Annotated in this window: 21 protein-coding genes and 1 CRISPR repeat array; of the genes, 3 read left to right on the forward strand and 18 right to left on the reverse strand. The window is 32.8% G+C overall.

Going from position 1 to position 25,573, the window contains the following annotated elements; genetic code table 11:
- A CRISPR array of direct repeats spans window positions 1–294; the repeat unit is 30 nt; unit sequence GTTTCAATTCCAAAATGGTACGATTAAATT.
- A gap of 217 nt (window positions 295–511) precedes the next feature.
- From cas2 to cas6, 12 genes are all read right to left on the reverse strand, one after another.
- Entirely contained in the window at window positions 512–775 is a 264-nt protein-coding gene (gene cas2 / locus HN894_10050; protein MBT7143671.1) for a CRISPR-associated endonuclease Cas2, read from the reverse strand.
- A gap of 15 nt (window positions 776–790) precedes the next feature.
- Window positions 791–1,795 (reverse strand): type I-B CRISPR-associated endonuclease Cas1, encoded by a 1,005-nt coding sequence (gene cas1b, locus HN894_10055; protein ID MBT7143672.1) that lies wholly within the window; start codon window positions 1,793–1,795, stop codon window positions 791–793.
- Between the two features lie 148 nt (window positions 1,796–1,943).
- Window positions 1,944–2,444: a CRISPR-associated protein Cas4 gene (cas4, locus tag HN894_10060; GenBank protein ID MBT7143673.1), complete on the reverse strand. Its 501-nt coding sequence runs from the start codon at window positions 2,442–2,444 to the stop codon at window positions 1,944–1,946.
- 265 nt (window positions 2,445–2,709) lie between these two features.
- Entirely contained in the window at window positions 2,710–3,498 is a 789-nt protein-coding gene (locus HN894_10065; protein MBT7143674.1) for a hypothetical protein, read from the reverse strand.
- A 50-nt stretch (window positions 3,499–3,548) separates the two neighbouring features.
- Entirely contained in the window at window positions 3,549–6,299 is a 2,751-nt protein-coding gene (cas3, locus tag HN894_10070; GenBank protein ID MBT7143675.1) for a CRISPR-associated helicase Cas3', read from the reverse strand.
- The gene (locus HN894_10075) at window positions 6,277–7,050 is read right to left on the reverse strand and encodes a type I-B CRISPR-associated protein Cas5 (GenBank protein ID MBT7143676.1); all 774 of its coding nucleotides are present in this window, start codon (window positions 7,048–7,050) and stop codon (window positions 6,277–6,279) included. The genes cas3 and HN894_10075 overlap by 23 nt, the downstream gene beginning before the upstream one ends.
- 3 nt (window positions 7,051–7,053) lie before the next feature.
- A complete protein-coding gene (locus HN894_10080) occupies window positions 7,054–7,908 on the reverse strand; it encodes a nucleotidyl transferase AbiEii/AbiGii toxin family protein (protein MBT7143677.1) in 855 nt (284 codons plus the stop codon).
- 1 nt (window position 7,909) lies between these two features.
- Window positions 7,910–8,659 carry a hypothetical protein gene (locus tag HN894_10085; GenBank protein MBT7143678.1) on the reverse strand — a complete coding sequence of 250 codons (750 nt, stop codon included), beginning with the start codon at window positions 8,657–8,659 and terminating at the stop codon, window positions 7,910–7,912.
- Window positions 8,660–8,879: 220 nt separating this feature from the next.
- Window positions 8,880–9,806, reverse strand: a complete 927-nt coding sequence (locus HN894_10090) for a type I CRISPR-associated protein Cas7 (protein ID MBT7143679.1) — start codon at window positions 9,804–9,806, stop codon at window positions 8,880–8,882.
- A gap of 103 nt (window positions 9,807–9,909) precedes the next feature.
- Window positions 9,910–11,715 carry a hypothetical protein gene (locus HN894_10095; protein ID MBT7143680.1) on the reverse strand — a complete coding sequence of 602 codons (1,806 nt, stop codon included), beginning with the start codon at window positions 11,713–11,715 and terminating at the stop codon, window positions 9,910–9,912.
- An 18-nt stretch (window positions 11,716–11,733) separates the two neighbouring features.
- Entirely contained in the window at window positions 11,734–12,726 is a 993-nt protein-coding gene (locus HN894_10100) for a hypothetical protein (protein ID MBT7143681.1), read from the reverse strand.
- Between the two features lie 82 nt (window positions 12,727–12,808).
- Window positions 12,809–13,630: a CRISPR-associated endoribonuclease Cas6 gene (gene cas6 / locus HN894_10105; GenBank protein MBT7143682.1), complete on the reverse strand. Its 822-nt coding sequence runs from the start codon at window positions 13,628–13,630 to the stop codon at window positions 12,809–12,811.
- A gap of 177 nt (window positions 13,631–13,807) precedes the next feature.
- Here cas6 and metH point away from each other — a divergent pair, with 177 nt between their 5' ends.
- Window positions 13,808–17,479, forward strand: a complete 3,672-nt coding sequence (gene metH / locus HN894_10110) for a methionine synthase (protein ID MBT7143683.1) — start codon at window positions 13,808–13,810, stop codon at window positions 17,477–17,479.
- A gap of 59 nt (window positions 17,480–17,538) precedes the next feature.
- Here the strand turns inward: metH and HN894_10115 are convergent, their stop codons facing one another.
- From HN894_10115 to HN894_10140, 6 genes are all read right to left on the reverse strand, one after another.
- Window positions 17,539–18,804 (reverse strand): asparagine synthetase B, encoded by a 1,266-nt coding sequence (locus HN894_10115; GenBank protein MBT7143684.1) that lies wholly within the window; start codon window positions 18,802–18,804, stop codon window positions 17,539–17,541.
- 48 nt (window positions 18,805–18,852) lie between these two features.
- On the reverse strand, window positions 18,853–19,233 hold the full coding sequence (locus HN894_10120) for a hypothetical protein (protein ID MBT7143685.1): 381 nt from the start codon (window positions 19,231–19,233) through the stop codon (window positions 18,853–18,855).
- Complete coding sequence (locus HN894_10125) at window positions 19,230–19,505, reverse strand: BrnT family toxin (protein MBT7143686.1); 276 nt, start codon at window positions 19,503–19,505, stop codon at window positions 19,230–19,232. The genes HN894_10120 and HN894_10125 overlap by 4 nt, the downstream gene beginning before the upstream one ends.
- 58 nt (window positions 19,506–19,563) lie before the next feature.
- Window positions 19,564–20,229, reverse strand: a complete 666-nt coding sequence (locus HN894_10130; protein MBT7143687.1) for a YggS family pyridoxal phosphate-dependent enzyme — start codon at window positions 20,227–20,229, stop codon at window positions 19,564–19,566.
- Window positions 20,230–20,290: 61 nt separating this feature from the next.
- Window positions 20,291–21,565 (reverse strand): peptidase M64, encoded by a 1,275-nt coding sequence (locus tag HN894_10135; GenBank protein ID MBT7143688.1) that lies wholly within the window; start codon window positions 21,563–21,565, stop codon window positions 20,291–20,293.
- Between the two features lie 158 nt (window positions 21,566–21,723).
- Window positions 21,724–22,851, reverse strand: coding sequence for an ATP-binding protein (locus HN894_10140; GenBank protein MBT7143689.1), 1,128 nt, complete (start codon window positions 22,849–22,851; stop codon window positions 21,724–21,726).
- A gap of 438 nt (window positions 22,852–23,289) precedes the next feature.
- On the opposite strand from HN894_10140, the gene HN894_10145 reads away from it, so the two are divergent.
- Both HN894_10145 and HN894_10150 read left to right on the forward strand, forming a co-directional pair.
- The gene (locus HN894_10145) at window positions 23,290–23,943 is read left to right on the forward strand and encodes an ABC transporter ATP-binding protein (GenBank protein MBT7143690.1); all 654 of its coding nucleotides are present in this window, start codon (window positions 23,290–23,292) and stop codon (window positions 23,941–23,943) included.
- A 72-nt stretch (window positions 23,944–24,015) separates the two neighbouring features.
- Window positions 24,016–25,491, forward strand: coding sequence for a TolC family protein (locus tag HN894_10150; protein MBT7143691.1), 1,476 nt, complete (start codon window positions 24,016–24,018; stop codon window positions 25,489–25,491).
- The last annotated feature ends 82 nt before the right edge of the window (window positions 25,492–25,573 follow it).

A 25,573-nucleotide genomic window follows, 5' to 3' on the forward strand; every position in this document is an offset into this window, starting at 1 on the left:
GTTTCAATTCCAAAATGGTACGATTAAATTATAAATTAAAGTTGGATAGGTTCGCATGTATTGTAATGTTTCAATTCCAAAATGGTACGATTAAATTAATGTTGATTTGTAAAAATTACAGCCTCTACAACTGTTTCAATTCCAAAATGGTACGATTAAATTCGGCTGATTCCGTTGCAGATGCAACTTCTTTATCAATGTTTCAATTCCAAAATGGTACGATTAAATTAAATATATCAGGTTATTTTGCAGTTCGTCATAAACGTTTCAATTCCAAAATGGTACGATTAAATTCCGTGCAAAGCTATAAAAAAATATGTTGATTTTCACTGAATTAGAAAATAAAATACTCTTTCTTTGACTTAGAAAATCGTCGATCTGCAATGCCTTAAAAATGTCAGGGCTTCGACAATGGTGCGCAAGGGCTTAATAATCAGCATATCAATGAACGTTTGCTTTTTTATACCTGATATATATTACTTCGTTTGATAGTGTTTTTGGACTTCGACAACTATAAAAAATTATCTAATTTGTTTTTTTCTGTTCCTACTACTTGTTTTTCTAACCATTTTTCTTCCCTGCTTTTAAATATTATAAGACTGTCATTTTCTTCCTTCATAATGTTTTTCGCTCGCAAAATTAATTCTTTTAGTTTAACTTCCGTAATTTCTCCTTCGAAAACCGAGTTTTGTATCCAATTCAGATACTGTCGGCAAAGTTTCAGCATTTTTCCTACTCGTTTTTCGCCAATATCATATACTAATATCACATACATAATGCTTTTTTTAGTTTACCACCAAATTTTAAATCCTTTGTAGGTCGTTATTCCCAATAAATGCTTTTGCAGTTTATATGCTTCGAGTTTTATTAAGTGTTTGTAGCTAACTTTCTTTTTTAGGCTTCTGTGCATGATGGTTTCTTCGAGCCGTTCTTCCCAGGCTTTAATGAATTTTTGTTTTGCACCCTCTTTTAGCAGAATGCCATTGACTTTTTTGTCGAAATCGGTTTTTGAAATCATTTGTTTGTTCAGCACTTTGAAAATTACTCTATCGACCAGCATTGGCTTGAAAACCTCTGCCAAATCTAATGCAAGCGAATATCTTCTCTCGCCCGGACTATGAAGATAGCTGATCGTAGGATTCAACTGTGTTTGGTGTATCGAACGCAACACCTGAGAATAGCAAATCATATTTCCGAACGAGATGAGAGCATTTACAGGGTCTTTGGGCGGTTGTTTGTTTCTGCCGTCCATTTCAAAATGCTTGAGAATTTCGTTAAATGCTTCATAATATTTTTTCCTGATGTTTCCTTCAATCCCCATCAACTCGTTTATTTCTTTTACATTAGAAATTGATTGTCTAAGTTTTTCAATTTCCTCGATAATTTTCCTCAGGTCTTTTCCTCTCGAATTATAATAATTCAGATTTTTTAGAATATTATGGATTGCTGCATTGATTATTTCCCGGGCAATTTCTATTCTTTTGTTTTTTGAACTAAAATATTTGACCTGACTGACCAGCATTTTTCCCGACAAAAGATAATCTTTCGATAGAAAAGAGCCAGTATAATTCTCATAATAATCGAAAAAATGGACAGCTATTTCGTTCTTGCCTAAAAAGTTGTACATTGCTGAATTGGCATCAACAGAACCGAAACAGTAGAGTTGGTCAACTTGTTCTACAGGCAGAAATCTGGGTTTCCCATCCTTACCTTCTTCATTTATCGGAGTAAATTTCAGTGTATTATCTTTTCTCGAAAGACGGCCCGGATTAAAAATGTAATAGCTTTTTTTCATTCGTTCGGAATTTATGCTATGGTTTATGGATTGGTTGTAATTATTTGTGAATCTGCGACTTATTAATATTCATACTCATATATGTTTAAAAACTAATCATGGATGTTTCATTACATTATTTTGTTTATTATTTTTCCGAATTTCATATTTAGTTTACGAAACAAAAATCGAAGTACGAACATTTTTTGCAGATTGTCTTTTCTTCTATTTCAGGCACATGTTCAGAGCTTGCAATTTCAGAAATATCATGTTCAATTTCTATGATTCTTTCAATATCAATTGATGACAAATACACTTCTTTCTTTTTTCGTTCTTTTGGATATTCCAGCACTCCGCTTATCCCGTCTATTCCGGCTTGCTCCATTATGTAGATGTAGTATTTTAGTTGCCAAATGTGAGCTTCTTCTAATTTTTCCGATTTCTTTATCTCGTGAATGATTTTGTTTTTTGCATCGTAGAAATCTATTTTGATTCCTCCGATAGTAATTTCTTCGTATTTCGCAGACCGTTGCGGATAGATGGTCTCATGTATCAATTTTCCTTCGAAAACCATATCGCTCGAATGTTCCATTTGTATTCCGTTGGCAAAAAGCCAGAGTTTTCGACTACATACAAAATAGTAGTTGATATGAGTGCCGGTTATTTGCATTGTGGTTTTGTTTTTTATGTGTTAAATTCTTTAGGCGATTTCTAAAAATGCAAATTTCTTTGTTGTTTCGATATTTTAAAATCCTTATTTCGATTAGTTCAATACATCGCATTTACAATGGTAAGCTCGGGTTTTCAAATTTCTAAAGCTATGCAATTTACTATTTTAAGAAGCCTCCTTTAGTTTCAAAATGCTAAAATATGTGTTTCTCGAACCTAATTTTAATCACTACAGACTTTTTGTTAAAAAGCTCAATTGCAGTAGCTTATATTTTTTTGAATGCCGCACATATAAAATTATCATTTTTCATCTGGTCATGCCGGTTCATTAAGCATAAAAGATTTTCCTCCCAGTCTTCCGATTGGTGCTGTTTGCATATAATGCACAAATTTGGAATAGGAACTGATTGAGGATCGATTTTTTCGCCATTATCGTTATATAAACCATTTATTTCTTCAACCTGCTCGCTTTCATTCTCATTCTCATAAAGTTCAGCCTCCTTATTCAATATTTCAATTTCTTCGGGCGATGGCAGAAGGTCTTCAATTTTAATATCAAAATCCGTGGAAGTACTACTTGTTTCTTCATCAAATTTCAATTGAGCTGCCACTTCATCGCAGGTTTTGCAGTAGCCCGGAAACGGACAGTTTTCAATTTCCATATCGCACAGTTCAATGTTGTTTCTGCCAAAAGAAACAGCAACTTGTTTTTCTTTCCAGAAATTGAAAATTACCGGATATTTTAAATGTGCAGGTAGTGTTTCCGGAAAATCGAGCTTAAAATTGAAGTATTGGAGAAGATTTTCAAGTTCTGTGGCAAGTATTGATTTTTCCTCATCGGTGAGTTTTTCGGAAGGTGGAAGATGTTCAGCCTCTATTCCTGTAATTTCGGATATCGGCTCTTCATTATCACCAAATTGTTTTTCAATAAAAGACATGTCTTCGAGTTCCAACTCGCTGTTTACATCGGCATGGTCCCAAATATCGCGTGGAGGCCTGACATTGTGAGTTGCATACCTGATATCTTCGATTAGTTGGTTTATGTAGTTTTTCATAAAAAAAAGTGTTTATGTATAACATCAATTTCAATAATTGTTTTTCAAATTTATATAAAATCAAATCGTTGACCTGATTTAATTTCTAAATACTCCTCATTTAAACCGCCTTCTATGGTATAGATATTTGATAATCCTTCTTTTCGTAATTTGTAGTACAATTGGAATTTGCTTTCATCTGTTCGAGGATTTTCAATAAATTCAGATAAATCTGACAGTTTATATATGAACACCGAAAACACGAAATTCGACATTATTCCATTTAAGATTTTTAGTTCGTAGTTTTTCTGCGTAAACTCCAATTCTTTATTTTCTATTATTGAAACATATCTTTCCCACATCTTTTCGCCTGAAACAAAATTAGTGTTTTCGAGACAGTTATTTTTTGTAATCCATTCAAACTCTTTATCAGAGAAACTTTTTGTACTATAGCCATTAACTGGAATATCTATCGGAACAAAAATGTTTACATTTTGGCTATCTATCAGCCTGAAATCGTGATGAATGCCTTTAAAATCAAAACGACTGAAATTATCTAAATATTCATCCAATCCTTTTTTGTATGCAGATATATTTGTTTTAAAAATACCGGCAAATACTTTTTTGTATAATTCATCGAACGATTTATTTGATAAAATGTCTTTAATTCTTTTGGCATCAAATTTTTCAGTTTCCTGATATCTTAAATCATCGCCATATATTCGTTTTGGAGAATCGTGTTTAAACAAAAAAAGTTCGCAATTTTGTTTGTTTATATTTCTGTTTATTCGGCCAGCAAGTTGTTCGTCGCTGTCTATCAACGATTGATTTTTGAAACCCAGGTCCATATCTATATCAACCCCTGCTTCAACAACTTGGGTTGTGATTAAAAGAACTTTCGTGTTTTTATTTCTCGGGGCTTTCAAAAAATCAATTATATATTTCCTGCGGGCTTCGAGAATAGTTCCTGATAGTACGAAAATTTCATCGTAGAATTTCCCGTTTTCGTCTTCGCATTTTTGTAATTCTCTAAAAAAAGCGCTTGCCGACTTTTTGAATATAAATTCGATTATGGTGTGAACGCTTCCCAAATAACCATCATTTCGTGTTTCTGCATACTTTTTCGATTTTTCTAAAACAATATTAGCCAGCTCGCTTAATTCTATTTTTTTGTTTAGTAAATTGGTTTTTATTTTTACCCTGCCTGCAAAATTTGGGTTTTGAAGATAATTTTTTGCGTCAGAAATGAGCGAAACAAAAGGTTTTGGTTTATATCCCGAAAGTTCAATCTCATCAATTTTTGGTAGTGTTGCCGACATTATAATAAATTGAATATTAAATAATTCGGCATATTTAGCTATGAAGTATTTTATTTTGTCCCAATGTTCGGGGTTATAAGCCTGCAATTCGTCAATAATTACAATTGAATTTGCCAAACGATGCAACAAATAATTTGTGTCTTTTTTGTTCGATTTCAGAACATCGAAAAACTTGATGTGTGTCATCAAAGAAAAAGGATAATTCACAAATAAATTGTCGATTTGGTTGCGCTTTTCTTTTCCGTATTTTGCATCAATTTCGTTTCTGTATTCTTTTTCCTGAAAGCCCGATTTTGAATGTACTTGCGCAATCTGGTCATTTTCAAGCCCGAAGGTTTCTTTTATAGCTTTTGCAGTTTGTGTAATGAGAGTTGTAAACGGAAAAACATAAAATACTTTGTTGATTTCCGTGTGCAGCTCTATCATTTTTCGCACAGCTATCATCGACATATTGGTTTTCCCGCCCCCAGTTGGAGCTTCTATGTAAAAAACTTTTTCGTTTTTGTTTTTTTCAATTCCGGTCAGCACTTCCGCTCCAAGTTTTTGGCGAATAAAATTCAGGTTTTCGTTGCTTTTTTCTCCTAAATCGTCAAGGCTTTTGTGCAGATATTTCTCTTTGTTTTTGATTAATTCTCCGTTCCAAGGAGCTTTATCATTTTTGTCAAAATTCACAAAAAGTTTTTTCTTAAACTCATTGGTAATCAGTCCAAAATCTTCTTCCGATTTTAGCTCAATGTCATTCATATAATGCGAAGTTGCCAAATAATCGGAAGCAGTAAGCAATGAGTAGTTTAGTTTTAGTAGGGCGAAAAGCGGGAAGAAATCGAAATTGTTATTATTAATCTTATCATCGAAATATTCCCATAACTTATGTTCATTTTCAAAAAAACTACTTGAAAACTCAAACGTAATTTCGTTACCAAAAATTTCTAAAAACCGGTGTATGGATTTTATTTTGTCTTTTTCAAAATCGTAATCTTTATTAATACTGCCTGAATGATGTTTAATAATAGGAATGGCAAACAAAAAAGCATATGCCCAAAGTATAGACTTATTTTCATTGGTCAGTGAGCTATTATGAATTTCGTTAAAATGATAATTGAGAAATATGTATGCACTTAAAAACGAATGTTCAGACCCTATTTTAATGCTTTTGTCCTGTGGAAAGAATATTGTATTTTGCATCCTTTCTGTCTGAAAATTAGGGTTTATTTTTCCGAAATCGTGGAATACAATTGAATCAAGAAACATTCGTTTCAAATGATTTCCTGCGGCACTGCTTCCAAAACATATGCTTTTGATGAGGTTATCTATAATCTTTTCAATTTTATTAAGCTCTACAAGGCGCAAAAAACAATCTTTCACCTCATAAATATGTTCTTGCAATGTTTCTTTTTGTTTTTGGGTATGTGTATGAGCTTTGAACTCTTTTTTTTCTTTGAAAATGGATTCAATCTTAATGTTATTTTTCGAGATACTTTTAAAAGACCTGAATGATACCATTGTTTTTTAATTTTAAGATCATAAAATTTACTTCATAATTAGCCTTTAATGTCCAATTGGTAAAGGCAAAACTTTCATATTTATATTGATAATTCTTATTGCCAATATCTGTATATCCTATCGGCAATCTTTCGAAATAAGAAAAAGTATTGCCGGATTCAATGCTAAACGGGCTAAACGCTTGTATGTATTTAGAACCTTCTACCGGTTGGTTTTTTATGTAAATTGATTTTATTTTAAAACTTTCATTCGGTTTAAATTCCTCAAAATCATGTACTGTATATTTTTTCCACCAAACCGAAAATTCGTTTTTCCCCAAATATGGCAAATATTCTGCGTAGTATTTTGAAAGGTTTTCATCGGCTTTTCGATGGGTTTCGTTTTCGGTATCGAAAAAGAAATAGCAGCGATATGCTGGGGCTACAAGTGTTTGTTCGGTTATCATTAGATTACCGCCTTGTTCTTTGCTTGCCATTCCGGTTGTATTGTTATAAGTAACTGTTGTTTTTTGGAAATTACCTTTTTCGTGATTTAAGGGTTGAATCCCAATTTTTAAATCCTGAAAACTTAAATAATAATCAGGTAAAACGCCTTTTTCCTTAAAACCGCTTTCGCCTGCAATTGCTCCCAAAATACCTAATAACGAAGGTTTATGCAACATGTTAAATGTTAAGTAAATAGGTTCATTTGTGTCGGGCTTTTTTAACATGCCGAAATCGGCAAATATATCTATTGAAACGAGTTTTTGCATTTTCTATGAGTTTAGAATTTTTTCTATAAATTGTCTAAGCTTATTATAAACTTTGTCGAAGTCGGGCAATTCACCGGCAGGCAAATGGTTTCCTAAACTGCTTTGCCATGCACGCTTGTTAGTTCGTCCTTTTATAAGGTTTACAAAATCATGGGTATCATTAATCTTGATGCCTTTGCTCTTTGCTTTTTCAAACAAAATGTTTTTTATTGAAGTGGAAGAATCTTCAGGTAATAAGTTACTCAGATAGTTTAGGTCGTAAATATCTCGTGGGCGATTACGTTGAATTAATGAACGTAGTTTTTCTCCCAATACTTCAATGAGCGAATATGTTGGTATAATTTCTGAAATTAATGAATTGTCGGAATATTCATGAAGTATAGGTTTTTGTTCTGCCGGTAAAAGTAGCTTTTCCGTAAAACTAATGTCAAGCTTAATTTGTGTTTGCCATCGTGAAGGTGGCAAAGGCTTTTGATTTGGTTTGTGGTTTGCTCCCCAATATTTTATTTTAATTTCATATGCTTGCTCTTTGCCATCCGATTTTTGAATTTTCCTATTTTGAAAATGAAATTTAATTCCGCTGTTTCTTGCAGCTTTTTCAATGATTTTTTTAATTAATTTCTCATCAGCCACAATTTTTTTGCCTAATAAGGTGAAATCCAAATCTTCCGAAAATCGATAATCAGGAAAATAGCATTTCTTCAATGCAGTTCCTCCTTTGAAAACAAAACAATCTTTGATGTCCTTGATGGAAAACATAGCGTTTAAAAAATGTCCTAAAACCCAATCTTTATCTATTGTTTCGGTCTTTAAGCTTTTACTTTCGGCAATTTTAATTATCTCTTTTTGTAATATCATATCAAGAGTTTGCAATTTCTATGATTTCATCTTCATCTATATTGATTATAAGGTTCCACCTGCTATTTGTTTTACCGGTCTGAAAACCACCTGATTCAAACAAATTGTACTTTTTGTTTTTGACAGATTGAGCGTATTTTTTAAAATAATCCATATCAGGCTTTTTTAAAAGTTCCGTTAAAAATGCTAATCGTTTCGTTACAGCAATGTTGTTGATGGCTTTACAATATTTCACCATTTTTTGAGCACTCAATTTTGCATTATTAAAAGCCTTGATTATTTCGGCATATCCGCCTCCGTACTGCGGTAAATCAAAACAATCAACTATAGTTTTTTCAACATCGGTAATTCTAAATTGATGATTTCCATACCCCAACTTTTTAAACCCAATCAACTTTTCATTCTTCACTTTTATAAATTTATATCGAATACCAAAAATGGTTTTGTTGGCTTTAATCATTGTGGTTTGCACATACATAACATTAGGTATTTGTTCGGTTAACCCGTGATAATGCATTGCAGACCAATAGGCTACGCCACCATTTTTTACAATAAAACTTGCAATTACATTTTCGTCCCTGAAATTATGACGACAATATTTGCCTTTTTCAATAACATCAATATAGCCCTGATTATTCAACTCTCTTAATGCTTTGTCCGAAAAATCATTCATAAAGCTGTCTTCTTTAGCGAAAATGTCAACACTATAATTGTCGAAAGTTTCCAATAATAATATAGATGGTTTTTTCATAAGTCAAAAATTACCTTTTGTTATGTTAGCCCATATAAAAATGACAAAATTAACAAAACAAAAGGTAAATGCAAAATGCAACATAATTATCTTATAGAAAGAATAATAACAGGCCATTCTGTACTAAAGTATTGTTTTCTAACTTTTTTGTGATTTGATTAAGCAAAGCACCTTAATTTCTGATTATATTCTCACACAAATCAAAATTTTATTTCGAATCTTACATTCCAAAAACAATAGCTCCTTCCGGTTTGTTTTCAACAACCAAAGAAGTATCGTTTCTGAAAATTTCAATTTTGGCAATTTCCGAACTGTGTTGTTTTAATTCTTCGCTTAATCCCGATAAATCCAAAACTACCTTGCCGTTTTGTTTCTTATCTTTCATTTTAATTAAATTGTTAAAATTTGGCAAAACAAGTTTTGAATTTTCGTTCAACTGTACCCAAATCAAAAATTCGTTTTCGGTGCCTGCCTTCGAGGCACTGTCATAATACGTTGCTCCGCGCCGCATTGCTTCTTTTAGCTTGTTGATATCTTCGGCGCTCAAATTATCAGCATCTTCTCCTGCCAAAGCAACTACTTCTCCCAGATTTTTAGGATTGACTGAAAAATGATGCAAATAATGCCCTTCTTCGAGTTTTGATTGGCGGCCTATAGTTGTCATTTCTTTTTCTTTCTCACCGGGCGAACTAAATGGTGCAGTAATTTGTTCACTGTAGATATTGTTTTCTGCCCAAATATTTATGCCATGATTTACCTGAACCGGACCATGAACTGATAAAGCCACTTTTCCTGCCTTTCCGCTCATAGCAAAAGTTGCCCCGAAAAACCTAACGTCAATGCAACTTAGGATATTCTGTGCAACAACTTTCTTGTCTTTTGCAGTATCTGTATTAAAAACCTTGAAATACGAATCTTCTAAAGTTAGCGGATTAAATTCGTCATTCAATCGTTTAAAATAAAACACTTTTTCGCCTTGATACACATCTTTGATATAGTTTTTTACTGTGTATTTAAATGCTTTATCGGTAGCGTAAACGTTTCCGTTTGGCAATGTTCGTGGCTGCCCCGAAAAATCGGCATTATAATTTGAATTAATGGCTTTTACAATTGCCGCTCCAAATACTCTGTTTTTGAATTTTTCCATAATATTATTTTATTTAATGGTGTCGAGCCTTTGGCTCTTTTAATTATTTGATTATATTTTCTACCATAATTTCGTCTCTACGAGACACTTATTCGTTGTCGTCTTACTTTTTAAAAATTGTTTCCGAAAAATAGCCTGACAGAATCATGGGCAACAAATCTTTCATGTTGGTATTGGTTTCGAAGCCCATTACTTCGCTAATTATTTTATCAAACTCGAAACGTGTAGCATCGCCTCGGTAAAATTTGAATGCGTGCTTATAAGTATCGAATGCCCTGGCAATTGCAAGTTTCAGTTTGTTGCACTGTGTTTTTTGCAAAAATGGTTCGAGCAAAGCATGTGAACGCTCGCCCGATTCACTTTTGTTTAGAATTGTGCGGATTAATTGTCCTGCGGCGAAACCAAATTCATCATCAGAGTTAATGTGTTCCGCCGAATTTTCTGGTTTTGCAATTGCTTTTAGTTTTTCTAAAAGTAGTTCAGTTTTGTTTACCATATCTTCCTTGTTTTTAGAGTTTACAAAATAATTATATAGGCTAAACCATATGTTTAGTTTTTCTTTAATTCTATATGTTTTGTCGAATTCTTTATCGTGTGCAATATCATCTAAAATACTTTTTTGCATCATATTTTGAAACATTTCATGTATAATAGCCTGAGTTTGTGATTTATACACATAATTGTATAATGCTGTTCTGTACATATAAAATAAATTAACAATAGCATCGGTTGCTCCATAATTGGGTTTCACCTCCATATCATCAAAATATTTAATCCATACACCTTTTTTTGTTTCAGTAATCAGTTGATTATTAAATATTTTATTGAGCACATTCTGCTGAAATTCAAAAATATTTGTGAGCGGAAGGCTTTTTAGTTTTCCCGCTAAGGAAAAAGGTTCCTTGATTATTATATCGTCAATTTTATAGCGAAAAACAGGCACAAAATCTAAATCGACAATTCTGCTGCCTTTTTCTTTGTTGTTAAAATAAATAAGGTAGTAGTTTTGAAGGTTCTCTTTTTTCTTTAGTAATTCCTCAATAATTTCTTTGTGTCCGGATTTTTTATCCTTTTTATAAAATTTAACAGCTCTTTCAGAAAGTTCCTGCTCTTCAACAAAAAGAGGGAATGGATTTGGTAGTATTTTGTTTTTTTGTTGAAGGTTAAAAAAAAGAAATAATTTCTTTGCCTCAATGCCATTAACCCGATAATTCAGCTCTATAGGTGCGGATTTATGCTGCAAAAATTCTTTTTTGTCGTTAAATCCACTTAAACTGTCTGCTATGCCGTATAAATCGCCGGTTGCAGACTTTACATTGAATTTATCTTTGTTGAAGAGTTTTTCTGCAAGGAATCGGGATTGTATTTCTTTGTAGTCTTCCAAAGTTGGTTCATTCATAAAAAAATAGAACATATATTGGTCTTTTGCCTTAGCATTTTCTTCATCGTTTGCCAAAAAGTCCAGCATTTTTGTTTTTACGAAAAATTCAAGCTCTTTGCACCATTCTTCATGTTGCATGTTTTCCGGATTCAAAAATTTTCGGGCAGCTTTAAAATATGCACCGGCGGAATCAAGTAATTTTTTTTCGGATATTTTTTTGTAAGCTTTTGCATTTAAAGAAATTCCAAAAGGAGAACCAATTGCTATATATACTTTTGGTCCGGAATTAAAACTTTTCATTGCATTAAGCATTTCGGTATTTGTAGCTAAATCCAAAAAATCTTCATACATCAAATTTCTTTTCGAATCCTTCTCCACCCTCAAAATATTCTCGTCCTTCACCACCAATTCATCGCCTTCTTTTTCAAGAAAAACATAAATTCCTTCTTTTAGTTCGAGATTTTCTGAAAAAATTTCAGGACTTTTTTCCTCTAAATGCTCCACAAATTTCACAATTTCTTGTATCATCTTTTTCTTTTTTTATTCTTACAGCATATATTCGGGCAACTTGTTGTGTTTCTGAATAAAATTACGCAGGTCGATTAATCCTTTTCGCAAATTTTTAGTTTTTTCTGATTTTAAAACTTCAAAGATACTATCTTTATTCTTGAATTCAAATAGAATACGTATCAATATGTATAGTTTTAATTCGGGGTTTCTAGCTATGTAATATTGCATATAATGCTGAATTCCCTTGTCGAAATCGTGCAGATGGGCATTAAACCTGAAGATAAATTCTGTGTAGTTGTTTAGCATTCTGTTTTTGTAAAAATCATCATTTCCCCATGCGTTTTTCTTTACTTTTTCTTTATTTTTAATTTCCCTGAGTTTATTAAGATGTTCTATCGCCAATTCTTTCATAGCAGGTGTTTCGCAATGCTTGATAAAAATTTCCATCAATTCGTTGTACAAAGTATATCGGTTCAGAGAGTTTTCTGTAATTAGGTTTATTCCTTTGATTAAGAATGCATCAATTTCGAGACCTTCCCGATAAAACCGGACTACCTGCTCATAGAAATCCGCTTGGTCTATTCCTACAGACTCGAACGGGTCGTAGGCTGAAAATATCTGCAATCTGCAAGCATGAGTTAATGTTTCGTACAAGACCTGTAATTCTTTTCCGCATTGTACATCTGGTGCACCGTTTTTGTTGCACTCAACAATTTCCTTAAACAATCTTTTCACGACGAAACGCCATTTTGGTCGGTCTTTTTTCGAAATATAAGAATTTGGTGCCAAATAGTTCTGTTCCATGGCATTTTCGTGGAAGAATGCTACTTCAGATGCTATCTCGTCAATCGATCTGGTTTTTGATACTTTTTTAGTTTTTTGTTCTTTAAAGGGCTTTTCTATCAGTTTATCAAGCTGGTAATCTTCTTTCTTGTTTTTAGGAATCACCTTATATAATTCTGCAACCAGAAATTCAAGTTCTGCCTTTGAATGTTTTTTTACTATAGTTCTTAATTCAGCAATTTTCATGTTAAGTTTTTTATATTAGGATATTCGATTATAAAATGCCGCACGTTTACATGTTTTATCTAACAATCTGCGAATCACTTGTTTATTTGTGATATTTGCTATCATTAATAATTTCACAAAATCCGAAACCCAGCGAATTCATGCTACCAAATCCTGCACTAAGCCCGGTTTTTATGAGCTCATCGGGGGCAGTAAGTTCAAAATCGTAATACCAGCCTTTTATTTTTGTTTGCTGTTGTGTGTGAGCTTTTATAGTTTGCAGTTCTGTTTTAGGCTTGCCGCTTTTGTTCCTGTGAAGTTCTTTTACTTTAAAATCAATATCCTTTTTTTCTTCCAATGTTTTACCGCTTACTTCATGCTTTTGCAAAAGGTTGTTTATGAACAATTCTTTATATTCGGCTAATAATGGTGAAGCATACTGTTCATGTTTTTTGTCTTTTTCAGTAATTCCAAGAACAATTGGAGTCAAACTTCTAATTATTTGTGTTTTTGTTTCGGGTAACACTGTCTTCATTGCCTCAATTTGTGATATTTCTGCGTCTATTCCCGATATTTCGTCGGCAATACGAACTTTTTGGTCGCAAAACAAGCCGGAAACAAATTTTTCATATTGCTCAGGCAGCAGAAACGAAACCTGAAGATAAGCGTTTCTCGACCAAACAGAAATTCTATCCGATTTTGGTATTAGCTTCCAAGTGTTTCGCGGAAATTGCAGATTCGAAAAAGTGAATAGCTTGAATGTTTTTCCATCATTCAGTTTGTATCCGTGGTTGTGTAGAATGTTGGTGAATTCTTTGTCGGCACTAGCCAACACTTTGTATATCCATGAGCTTACAGGATATCTATAATTCAATGGTAAAGTTTGCCTGTTTCCTTTAAGTGAAAATTTAATTCTAAACCGCATTTCAATGCCTTTTGTTTGTAATAATTTTCTGTAAAATATTTTTATGGCAAATTTAAAAAAAAACAAAAACTTATTTGCTCATATATTCCTTATATGGTTCAAAAAAATAACCCAAAAAATCGAAGTTTGTAATTTTCAAAAAATAAACTTAATTTGTTCTATTAAAAAATAGAAAATATGACGATAGTAAATAGTATATATAATGCCTTGAAAAAGAGAATTTTAGTCCTCGACGGTGCAATGGGAACTATGATTCAAAATTGCAATTTGACTGAAAAAGATTATCGTGGCAATCGGTTTGCAAACTACGAAATTGACCTGAAAGGAAACAACGATTTATTATCTATTACTCAAACCGATATTATCGCCGAGATTCATGATAAATATCTTGCAGCGGGTGCCGATATTATTTCTACCAACACATTCAATGCCAACAGAATTTCTATGGCCGATTACAAAATGGAAAATTTTGTTTATGAAATGAATTTTGAATCTGCTAAAATTGCTAAAAAGGCAGCCATAAAATATTCAAAAATTGACAAGAATAAACCCAGATTTGTTGCCGGCTCAATTGGTCCAACAAACAGGACATGTTCTATTTCTCCCGACATAAACAATCCGTCTTTTCGTGCAGTGAATTTCGATGAAATGGCAATTTCATATACCGAACAAGTGAATGGACTGATTGATGGAGGTGCAGACATTTTACTTTTAGAAACTATTTTTGACACGCTGAACGCTAAAGCTGCACTTTTTGCAATAAATAATATTTCGGAGGAGAGGGACATAAAAATTCCTGTTATGGTTTCGGGAACTGTTGTCGATGCCAGTGGCAGAACTTTGTCGGGGCAAACAGTTGAGGCTTTCGTAGATTCTATTTCCTATCCGCACCTGCTAAGTATTGGGCTGAATTGTTCGCTGGGTGCCAAAGATTTAGCCCCTCATCTTGAAGAAATTTCGAAAAAGTCGAATTGTTATATCAGTGTTCATCCGAATGCTGGATTGCCAAATCAATTTGGCGAATACGATGAAACAGCTAAGGAAATGGCTATTTTAATGAAAGAATTTGTTGGCAATAAATTTGTAAACTTGATTGGTGGTTGTTGTGGCACAAGTCCGGAGCATGTCTTGGAATTTGTAAAATTGGCTGAAAATGCAGAAATCAGGACTGCACCGTCACTTAAAAAGGAATTAAAACTTAGCGGATTGGAATCTCTAACAGTTTCAGCGGCAAGCAATTTTGTAAATATTGGCGAAAGGACAAATGTGAGTGGCTCTCGAAAATTTGCACGCTTAATTCGTGAAAAAAAATATGAAGAAGCGCTCGAAATTGCTAAAAATCAGGTTGAGGGAGGAGCTCAGATTATTGATGTAAATCTTGATGATGCCATGCTTGACACAAAAGCAGAGATGGCGAATTTCCTGAACCTAATAGCTTCTGAACCAGAAATTGCCAAATTGCCAATAATGATAGATTCCTCGAAATGGGAAGTTATAGAAGCAGGCTTGAAATGTTGTCAGGGAAAGGCAGTTGTAAATTCTATTAGCTTGAAGGAGGGTGAAAAAGATTTTATTTCTAAAGCAAAAAAAGTAAAAGCCTTTGGCGCTGCAGTTGTTGTTATGGCTTTCGATGAAAATGGTCAGGCAACAAGTTTCGATAGGAAAATTGAAATTTGCGAGCGAGCATATAAAATCCTAACTGAAAAAGTAAAATTTTATCCTCAGGATATAATTTTCGACCCAAACATTCTCACAATAGCAACGGCTCTCGAAGAACACAATAATTATGCAATCGACTTTATTGATGCTACCCGATGGATAAAAAATAATTTGCCCTATGCAAAAGTTAGTGGAGGTATCAGCAATTTGTCGTTTTCTTTTCGTGGAAACAATACGATTAGGGAAGCTATGCACTCTGTTTTTTTATATCATGCAATAAAAGCGGGGCTCGATATGGGAATTGTGAATGCCGGAATGTTGCAAATTTATGACGAAATTCCAAAGGATTTGTTAGCTCTTGTCCAGGATTTGATTTTTAACAAAAGAAACGATGCCACCGAGAGGCTTCTCGCTTTCGCTGAAAATGTTACTGAAACCAAGGAAAAACAGAATTTAATTGAAGAGTGGCGGCAATTAAAAATAGCCGAAAAACTGTCTTTTTCACTTGTAAAAGGAATCGATAAATACATAGAAGAGGATATTGATGAAGCACTAAAAACTTACGAAAATGCTGTAACAATTATCGAAAATCCGCTTATGGCGGGGATGAACAAAGTTGGCGATTTGTTTGGCTCCGGGAAAATGTTTCTACCGCAAGTTGTGAAAAGTGCCAGAGTTATGAAAAAAGCTGTTTCGAAATTACAGCCTTATTTGGAAGCAGAAAAGCAAGGAAATGAGACAATTACACATGCAGAAAAAATTCTGCTTGCCACAGTAAAAGGCGATGTTCACGATATTGGAAAAAACATTGTAGGCGTGGTGCTTGGCTGCAACAACTACGAAGTGATTGATATTGGTGTGATGGTTTCTGCTGAAAAAATATTACAAACAGCAAGAGAGAAAAATGTTGATATAATTGGACTTAGTGGCTTGATAACACCATCCTTGGAGGAAATGGTGCATGTTGCAAAAGAAATGCAAAAACAGGGAATGAAAATTCCACTTTTGATTGGAGGTGCAACAACTTCTGAAATTCATACTGCTGTGAAGATTTGTCAAAACTATGATGCTGCTGTTATTCACGTTAGAGATGCCTCAAAAGCTGTTGGTGTAGTAGCAAATTTACTTTCTGTTTCTCAAAAAGAAAAATTTCTTAGTTCTGTTGATAAAAAATATAAGGAGTTGAAAGATAACCATTTGAGAAAAATTAGTTCGAAAAAATATATTTCAATTTCGGAAGCAAACAAAAATGGATTGAAACTTGAGTTTAAAAACAATATAAAAAAGCCAATTGTTTTAGGCACAAAAGTTATCAAAAGTTATTCTATTGAAGAAATCAGTAAATATATTGATTGGACTTACTTTTTCCATGCCTGGAAAATCACGGGAAAATATCCTGCAATTTTTAATGATTCGGAAAAAGGCGAAGAAGCCAAAAAACTTTTCGACGATGCTCAAGCATTTATTGCAGAAATAATTAGTAAAAAAATGTTGGAAGCACGTGCTGTTGTTGGATTATTCCCCGCAAATTCTTCCGGCAATAATATTGAAGTTTATGAAAATGAAAACGTTAGAAAAACGATAGCTAATTTTGCTTTTCTCAGAAATCAGGAATTAAAAAGCGACGGACAACCAAATTTGTGTCTGTCAGATTTTATTTCACCATCAGGAGAAAATCAAGATTATATTGGCTTTTTTGCTCTAACAACCGGAATTGGCATTGAAAAATGGATAAAACATTTCGAGGGTGAAGGAGATGATTACAATGTTTTAATGCTGAAAATACTTGCTGACCGTTTGGCAGAAGCTTTCGCTGAATTTCTGCACGAAAAAGTGAGGAAGGAATTTTGGGGATACTCGAAAAACGAAAACTTCGAAATGGAAGATTTGCAAAGAGAAAAATATCAAGGAATAAGGCCTGCACCGGGCTATCCTGCCTGTCCTTCGCATTTCGATAAAAAAACAATATTTGAGATTCTTGATATTGAAGAAAAAATTGGGATGAAGCTTACAGAAAATTTCGCCATGTATCCGGCAGCTTCGGTTTGCGGATTTTATTTTGCACATCCAGATGCAAAGTATTTTAATGTTGGCAAAATCTCGAAAGACCAATTAAATAATTTTGCTCTGACAAATAAAATTGAAGTTGAGGAAGCTGAAAAAATCCTTAGGACGAATTTGAATTATTAGCTGGGCTTGTTGGCTGTTAGCAAAAAACTAAAGCAAATGGCTAAAAGCCAACACCTAATCTACGTTTTCAACTTCTTTTTCTTAGCTGCCGGAAATAATATATTGTTTAAAATCAATCGATATCCCGGCGAGTTTGGGTGCAAATTTAATTCTGTGGGCGGGTCTCCAACTCTATGACGATAATCTTCAGGATCGTGGCCGGCATAAAATGTCCATGTGCCTTTACCAAATTCTCCATGAATATATTTTGCTTCGTTTGCCGATTTATTTTCGCCCATTACCAAAACGTTTGATTTAATATATTCTTTATGAAAAGATGTGGTTTGTCCCATAAAACCTTTTATCAGACTGGTGTGATTTTGGCATAGCATTGTTGGAATCGGGTCCCATTTTGCTGAGAAATCGAACAGCGAAAAATAATCATTATTCTGGCTAACTTTTCTTTTTTCGGTGGCATCGATACTCGAAAACTCGTACCTGTAAGGGTCTCTGACTAATTTAAAATTTTTAAATGCAAAACAATTATCGTAATTTAATTTTGTTTGAGCATCGGGATCGGCAGCATCACCATCAAACATTTTTCCACAAATGTCAACATTGGCTGCTGCGAGAGAAATGTCGTAAGAGTCGGTAGCAGAGCACATTGCAAACAAAAAGCCTCCTCCAAAAACGTATTCGCGGATTACTTTCGCAACGGCAAGTTTCAAATCGGAAACTTTTGAAAAACCTAATTTTGCAGCCATTTCTTCGTTTCGTCTCACTTCTTCCTGATACCAAGCCATATGATGAAATGAGGCGTAAAATTTTCCGTATTGTCCGGTAAAATCTTCATGGTGTAGATGCAGCCAATCGTATCCTTCAAGCCCCTGCACAATCATTTCTTCATCGTACAAAATGTCATAAGGGATTTCGGCATAAGTCAGGGTGAGTGTTACGGCATCGTCCCACGGTTGTTTGCCTTTCGGCGAATATACGGCGATTGTTGGAGCATTTTCTAATTTTACAACATCCATATTTATTTCGGCTTGCGAAATTTCGCTCAAAATTGCACTCGCCTGAACATCAGCAATAACTTTAAAACTTACACCACGAATTATACATTCAGTTTCAATATCTTTATAATATGGTATCATAAAACTACCCCCTTTATAATTTAGCAACCACTGAACTTCAATTTTGTTTTGTAAAGTCATATATGCAATTCCATATGCTTTAAGGTGGTTTTTTTGTGTGTCGTCCATTGGGATGAGGAGGTAGGCTGCGTTTGCAATGTTTGCTATTAGCACAAAAACTAATATTATGATTGTTTTGGAAATGAGTTTCATCTGTAAATATCTATTTGTTTAGTAAAATTGATTTAAGTAAGATAAAAATTACAATTGGTTTTTTTTTGCAAATTTAATTGATTGATAAAAGTTTTCTAAAAGATGTGGTAATAGTTCATTTAAATTTATTTTCTGTGATACTACCCAATTTCGAATTTCCTTATCAATTGGAAATTCCTCCATTTTTATCCATTGAATTTTGCTTGATTTTATATCTTCTTCTGTAATTTCAGGAATATCGCTACAATCAATATTTTCATCATCGTATGAAATTAGGTTTTCCGGAACTCGAATTTGGTGCTTATTAAGAAATCCAACTTCTTTTATAGGAATTTTTTCATTCCTGAAATCTATTTCCAATGGTGATACATCATTGTCATTTTCTAATAATTCAATAGCATCTTTCCAGTATAGTTTTCTTTTTTTCATATTTTTTCATTTTCATAAAAAGTTCGTTCTTTTTTCTTTGCATATCTTGCTGAAATAATGCGATATATATTGTTTCGTATCGTATAAATTACAACAATTATTGTATCTGCAAATTTCCCAATTGATACCCAACGATTTTCTCCATAATCTTTTCTCAAATCGGGTGAAGATATTCTTTTTCTGTCAAAAAAGACATCTTTTGCATAACTGAAGTCAATTCCATGTTTTTCAATATTTGATTTGTTTTTATTCTTGTCCCATTCAAATTCCATTTATACTGCTTTTATAAGCTAATATTTTTTTGAAAGACTTCAATTGAATTATTATTTTTCATGTTCTAGCTCCAAAAATCAAACTCCCAACTCTAATCATAGTGCTGCCTTCCTCAATTGCAATTCGATAGTCTCCGGACATACCCATCGATATTTCACAGAATTTTTCACTTTCGCTAAAATATTTATTCTTTATTTTCTTAAAACTGTTTGCAAGATATTTAAATTCATTGCGAATTTGATCTTCTTCCTCAGTATAAGTTGCCATTCCCATCAATCCGACTATTTCAATGTTTTGAAATTTTGAAAATTCTTCTGAATCTAAAATAGCAATTAATTTGTTGTAATCTAAACCAAATTTTGTATCCTCTTCAGCAATATGTAGCTGAAACATACACTTGATAATTCTGTTGTTTTTTTGTGCTTCTTTATTGATGGTACTCAGAAGTTTAAGGCTATCGACAGCATGAATCAGACCAACAAAGGGAGCAATATATTTCACTTTATTGGTTTGTAAATGACCAATCATATGCCATTCTATATCTTTTGGAAGTTCTTCATATTTTCTAACTAAATCTTGAATTTTATTCTCTCCAAAAATTTTCTGTCCGGCTTGATAGGCTTCCAAAATTATTTCGTTTGGTTTTGTTTTAGAAACAGCCACAAGTTTCACCGAATTCGGAATTGTTTCTGAAAAAAATCTAATATTTTGTTTTATGTTCATTTATTTCAAAATTAAAAAAAGCTACGTTCATTTTTCGTTTAAAAAAATCAATAGATACACTTTATTCCGAATAATAAATTATCATTTCTACTAAGACTTTTTTACAAACCGGGCAAAACTCTTTCACATTGTTCGATCTCATTTTGCAATCTGCTACCGGTCTGTATATTTTCTTTTTTACATAGCCAGCACCTTCAAATGCTCCTACTTTATTACGATACTTCCCATCGGTAGAAGTAGGAATGGGGGTATCGGAATCGACCATATTTTTCCATTTTTTTTCGAAATCAACTAAATTCGTAATATTTGGTTGATATGGCTCAACTGTCATATCGTACAGGTTTTCAGCTTTGTCGTAGCCATAGTCGTATTCGTCTGCCAGTGCTGCAAAAGCATGACCAAATTCGTGTACAAAAACTTTTTCTGATTGCTCGTTATCGCTCGAACAAAGATTGTAATAATTGTAGATTCCGCCACCGCCGTATTTTTCTGTATTTACAAGTATATATATTTGATCGTAAGGCACGCAGGCTGCAATATCTCTTACAGAGCGTATGTCTTTTGTGGTAAGATAACGTTCCGAATTGAAGGTATAAAAATGTGTGTTCAGGATAGTTTTTCTCCAAATATCCTTGCCAGGAATATCTGTTCCCGATTCTTCAGAAATGGCTTCAACCGTCCAATAGTTGAATCTACCTTTGTTTTCCTTAAAAGGAGAAACTGTAAAGAAAAAATTCACAAAACGCTCAGCGTCTTTTCGAAATTTTTTCATTTCCGATTTTGTGTACCCTTCCGGAATTATCACTACATCGATATTTGTGGCAGGGTTTCCAGAGTCATGAATTTTCTTAGTTTTAAAATTTAGTGGGTTTTCTTCAACAATAAAATAATTGTCGGGATTAATATAATGTGAAAAAATTGAATTGAATTTCTGATTTTTAGAACGACTCTGAATTTCGAGCCTTACAGTATTTTTTGGATATGGAAAAACTATTGATTCATAAAAACTTTTTCGCATCACTTTTGCTTCGGGTGTGTCTTGCCACTCTCGGAAGAGATTTGAATATCCACGCGAAAAAATCAGCTCATTGCTTGTCGAATCGTAAACCAAATAGCGATAATCGCCATAATCGAAAGCATCTAAAAGATTTTTTTGCGAGCCTCCCCAATATGGCTCACTTTTTATTTGTTCAAAAAATATCAAGGCATTGTGAGCATTTCCTGATTGTGAATAATCTACTCTCATGGTTTTCGGCAGAAAATAATCGTCGAACTTCACTTGAGCATTTACAAAAACAAAACTTCCGACAAACAAAAAAACTAATAAATGCCTCATAATAAATATATTATATAGTAAACAAAAAATTTGATAACAATTACAAAGTAAAGAAATTTTGTAATAGAACACTGAAAGTTAGAAATTGGAAATTAGAAAAAAAATGAATTAGAGATTTACGCAATTGAATAATTTATTTTAATGAGAACTCGTATTTTTTAACTAATAAAGCTCCAGTAATTTTCATTATTTATTACTTGAAATTCAGTTCCAGAATAATGTTCTAAAAATTCTTTCGACGGTTTTACCGTTTTTTTAGGATTGAATTTGAATTCAAAAGCAAAGAGTTTTCCGTCTTTTTCTTCAATATAATCAATCTTCTTTTTGTCATAAGTACGCCAAAAATAAGTATTTACAAATCTTCGATTATTATTGTTTGCTTTTTTACGTTCAAGAATGCAGAAATTTTCCCACAATCCACCAACATCATTTCTTAAACTAATTGGGTTATAGTTTTGTATTAGTGCATTTCTTATTCCCAAATCATAAAAATATATTTTTTGGCTTTTTCTTATTTCTTTTCTTAAATTACGACTATATGAAAATAATCTAAAAAGAACAAATGCTTTTTCAAGTATCTCGATATAACGTTTTATTGTATGTGCATTTTCTCCAAGTAAAGTAGCTAATTCATTGTATGACAATTCATGACCTATTTGAAATGCAATAGTTTTCAGCAAATTCATCAACAAATCGGAACGTTTCAGTTTTTCAAATAAAAGCACATCTTTATACAAATAATTACTGGCAATATTATTTATCTCTTCCTTTGCTTCATCTATGGGTTTGTCGAAAACTTCGGGATACAAACCCAAACGGAGTATATTTTCCAATTTCGAATGAGTTTCAATAAAATCATATTTTTGCTGAAGTTCTATCATCGAAAATGGAAACAATAAAAATTGTCTTGACCTTCCGGTTAAGGGTTCAGAAATCTTATTACTCAAATCAAAACTTGACGAACCAGTTGCAATTATTTGCAAATTTGGAAATGTATCTGTGATTATTTTTAAAATTAGTCCAATATTATTAATATATTGAGCTTCGTCTAAAACAATAAGTTGATATCCGCCTAAAAAATTCAATAACAGTTCGCTATTTGTAGTTTCTAATGCGATTTTATTTTGCAATAATTCGCAATTTATGTATTTTGATTTAGTATATTTCGAAAGAATTTGTTTCGATAATGTTGTTTTTCCAACTCTTCGCGCCCCATAAATTATCATTACCTTTCCTTTGAATAAATTATTCTCAATTTTTTCTTGAATTATTCTATCAATTTGCATATTTATCATTTTTAATATATTACAAAACTATTAAAAATATGAAACAAACTTCATAAATTCTTATAAATATATGAAGTTAAGTTCACAAATTTCAATGAATTTATGAAGTTAAATAAATATACAATCCACTTCATGACTTAATTTAGGAGAGAGCTATTATTAATTATTGGCTTATTAAAAAAAGTCAATAATTGCGATACGCTTGTGTTTAAGGCATTCGTTTGCAAAAGTAAACTTCTTAATTTTAAACGATTCACAAACCATTTTATCGATGTATTTTTATAAGCTGCTTCAAAATAATGAGTTTGCTAAGAAATACTAATTATTCGGATTTGTAAAATGGAATAAAATATTTTATCAAATAATTCGTAATTATTATTTCATTTCGATTATATATTTTTGAGCAATTATTGAATAGTTTGATTTTAGGAGAATTTGATGATAGAAATAAAAAATATAACCAAATCGTTTGGCGACTTAATGGTTCTGAAAGGAGTAAATTTTCATATAAATAAAGGCGAAATTGTGTCGATAGTTGGTGCAAGTGGAGCCGGAAAAACTACTTTATTGCAAATAATAGGAACCCTTTTAGAAGCTGATGGAGGAACTTTAAGAATCAACGATATTGAGATTAATAATCTAAAAAACAAACAGTTAGCAAGATTCCGTAATCAAAATATTGGTTTTGTTTTTCAGTTTCATAATTTGCTGCCTGAATTTACTGCCATCGAGAATGTCTGTATTCCTGCCTTCATTGCAAAAGAGTCTGAGAAACAAGCAATTGCACGAGCCGAAAAAGTTATAGGTTTTCTTAAAATGACTGAACGTAAAAACCATAAGCCGGCAGAACTTTCCGGTGGCGAACAGCAAAGAGTTGCAGTGGCAAGAGCGTTAATAAATAATCCTCAAATAATTCTTGCCGACGAACCTTCAGGAAATTTAGACACGAAAAATAAAGAAGAATTGCACAAATTATTTTTCGATTTAAGGAAAAAATTTAACCAAACTATTGTTATAGTTACTCACGATAAGGAACTTGCTGCCATGTCTGATAGGATAATTCAAATTAGCGATGGAATTGTTAAAATTTAATATGTTGAAAGTTTATAAAGTTAAATGTTGGCAGTGAGCTAAAAGTTAGCCAACAAAATAAATATTATAGAAATGAACTACACCACCAAAATACTAATTATTGTTTTGTTATTTTTTAGTTTTAAATTGTTTAGTCAGCAAAAAACTATACTCTTAACTCTGGAAGAAGTAATCGATTTGGCTGTATCTCAATCGCCAGATTCATATATTGCAAAGCATCGTTTTCTTGGAAAATACTGGCAATATCGTACTTTTAAGGCAAATTATCTGCCTTCATTGTCGCTTAATTCAACACTTTTGAATTACAATAAATCTATACGAAAAACTACTTTGGATGGGCAAGATGTTTTTTTAGACCAAAATTCTAACAATTCCTCAATGCAGCTTTCGTTGAATCAGAATATTGGCCCCACTGGCGGGAGCATTTATTTAAATTCAGACGTTTTGCGTCTCGACCAATTCAACGACAGTACAACTTCATACAGCTCATCGCCAATTAGCATAGGAATTGTTCAACCGATTTTGTCGTTCAACAGCTTGAAATGGGAAAGGAAAATAGAACCAATAAAATACGAAGAAGCTAAAAAAGAATATGTTGAGAGCATTGAGCAAATATCGATGGATGCCGTTTCACATTTTTTCGAATTGCTTTCGGCACAGCTTGACGTTCAAATATCTAAAATAAATTTCTTAAATACCGATACACTTTTCAAAATTTCTGAAGGTAGATTTAATATAGGAAAAATTGCTCAAAACGAATTGTTGCAAATGGAGCTTAGTTTTCTGAATTCAAATTCCGATGTAAACAATTCAGAATTAAACCTTAAAATTATGGAGTTCAGATTACGCTCTTTTTTGGGATTTAACGAAACAGTAAAACTGGAATTGATTGTACCTTACGAAATTCCTAAACTTGAAATAAATGTATCGCAGGCAATGGATTTGGCATTAAAAAACAATCCCGATATTTTATCCTACCATCGCCAACTTGTTGAAGCAAAAAGAGATGTCGCCCAGGCTAAAGCTGAAAATCGTTTCAATGCAAATTTGTCGTTAAATTATGGTTTAAGCCAAACCGCCACCGAAGCAAAAGATGTTTATATTGATCCACAACAAACTTCGAATTTATATTTTGGCATTGATATTCCGATTATTGATTGGGGCTTGGGCAAAGGTGAGGTAAAAATGGCAAAGTCGAATGAGGAACTTACAAAAATTGTAATCGAGCAAGCCGAAATTGATTTTCAGCAAAATGTTTTCCTTAAAGTTATGCAATTTAATATGCAAAACGAGCAAGTGAGAATTGCTGCAAAAGCCGATACAATTGCACAAAGCCGCTACGATGTTACAAAACAAAGATTTCTTATAGGAAAAGTTGACGTGCTAAACCTGAACGATGCCCTCACTGAAAAAGATGTGAAAAAACGAAGCTACATAAGCTCTTTGCGATCTTATTGGAACTATTATTTTACAATAAGGATGCTTACATTATACGATTTTGAAAAAGAAGAACCATTGATGCAAGATTTTGAAAAACTTGTTGAGTAAAATTATGTTGCTGGGTTTCGAGTTGCGGGTTGCATGTTGCAAGTTGTCAATGCCTGAAACTAAAAATCCTAAAGTTTAGGAA

This window comes from Bacteroidota bacterium (assembly GCA_018692315.1).
Lineage (GTDB): Bacteria > Bacteroidota > Bacteroidia > Bacteroidales > JABHKC01 > JABHKC01.

Bases quoted from the DNA above. Each gene is read 5' to 3' on its own strand.
- cas2 (MBT7143671.1), bottom strand. From the start codon at position 775: ATGTATGTGATATTAGTATATGATATTGGCGAAAAACGAGTAGGAAAA.
- cas1b (MBT7143672.1), bottom strand. From the start codon at position 1,795: ATGAAAAAAAGCTATTACATTTTTAATCCGGGCCGTCTTTCGAGAAAA.
- cas4 (MBT7143673.1), bottom strand. From the start codon at position 2,444: ATGCAAATAACCGGCACTCATATCAACTACTATTTTGTATGTAGTCGA.
- HN894_10065 (MBT7143674.1), bottom strand. From the start codon at position 3,498: ATGAAAAACTACATAAACCAACTAATCGAAGATATCAGGTATGCAACT.
- cas3 (MBT7143675.1), bottom strand. From the start codon at position 6,299: ATGGTATCATTCAGGTCTTTTAAAAGTATCTCGAAAAATAACATTAAG.
- HN894_10075 (MBT7143676.1), bottom strand. From the start codon at position 7,050: ATGCAAAAACTCGTTTCAATAGATATATTTGCCGATTTCGGCATGTTA.
- HN894_10080 (MBT7143677.1), bottom strand. From the start codon at position 7,908: ATGATATTACAAAAAGAGATAATTAAAATTGCCGAAAGTAAAAGCTTA.
- HN894_10085 (MBT7143678.1), bottom strand. From the start codon at position 8,659: ATGAAAAAACCATCTATATTATTATTGGAAACTTTCGACAATTATAGT.
- HN894_10090 (MBT7143679.1), bottom strand. From the start codon at position 9,806: ATGGAAAAATTCAAAAACAGAGTATTTGGAGCGGCAATTGTAAAAGCC.
- HN894_10095 (MBT7143680.1), bottom strand. From the start codon at position 11,715: ATGATACAAGAAATTGTGAAATTTGTGGAGCATTTAGAGGAAAAAAGT.
- HN894_10100 (MBT7143681.1), bottom strand. From the start codon at position 12,726: ATGAAAATTGCTGAATTAAGAACTATAGTAAAAAAACATTCAAAGGCA.
- cas6 (MBT7143682.1), bottom strand. From the start codon at position 13,630: ATGCGGTTTAGAATTAAATTTTCACTTAAAGGAAACAGGCAAACTTTA.
- metH (MBT7143683.1), top strand. From the start codon at position 13,808: ATGACGATAGTAAATAGTATATATAATGCCTTGAAAAAGAGAATTTTA.
- HN894_10115 (MBT7143684.1), bottom strand. From the start codon at position 18,804: ATGAAACTCATTTCCAAAACAATCATAATATTAGTTTTTGTGCTAATA.
- HN894_10120 (MBT7143685.1), bottom strand. From the start codon at position 19,233: ATGAAAAAAAGAAAACTATACTGGAAAGATGCTATTGAATTATTAGAA.
- HN894_10125 (MBT7143686.1), bottom strand. From the start codon at position 19,505: ATGGAATTTGAATGGGACAAGAATAAAAACAAATCAAATATTGAAAAA.
- HN894_10130 (MBT7143687.1), bottom strand. From the start codon at position 20,229: ATGAACATAAAACAAAATATTAGATTTTTTTCAGAAACAATTCCGAAT.
- HN894_10135 (MBT7143688.1), bottom strand. From the start codon at position 21,565: ATGAGGCATTTATTAGTTTTTTTGTTTGTCGGAAGTTTTGTTTTTGTA.
- HN894_10140 (MBT7143689.1), bottom strand. From the start codon at position 22,851: ATGCAAATTGATAGAATAATTCAAGAAAAAATTGAGAATAATTTATTC.
- HN894_10145 (MBT7143690.1), top strand. From the start codon at position 23,290: ATGATAGAAATAAAAAATATAACCAAATCGTTTGGCGACTTAATGGTT.
- HN894_10150 (MBT7143691.1), top strand. From the start codon at position 24,016: ATGAACTACACCACCAAAATACTAATTATTGTTTTGTTATTTTTTAGT.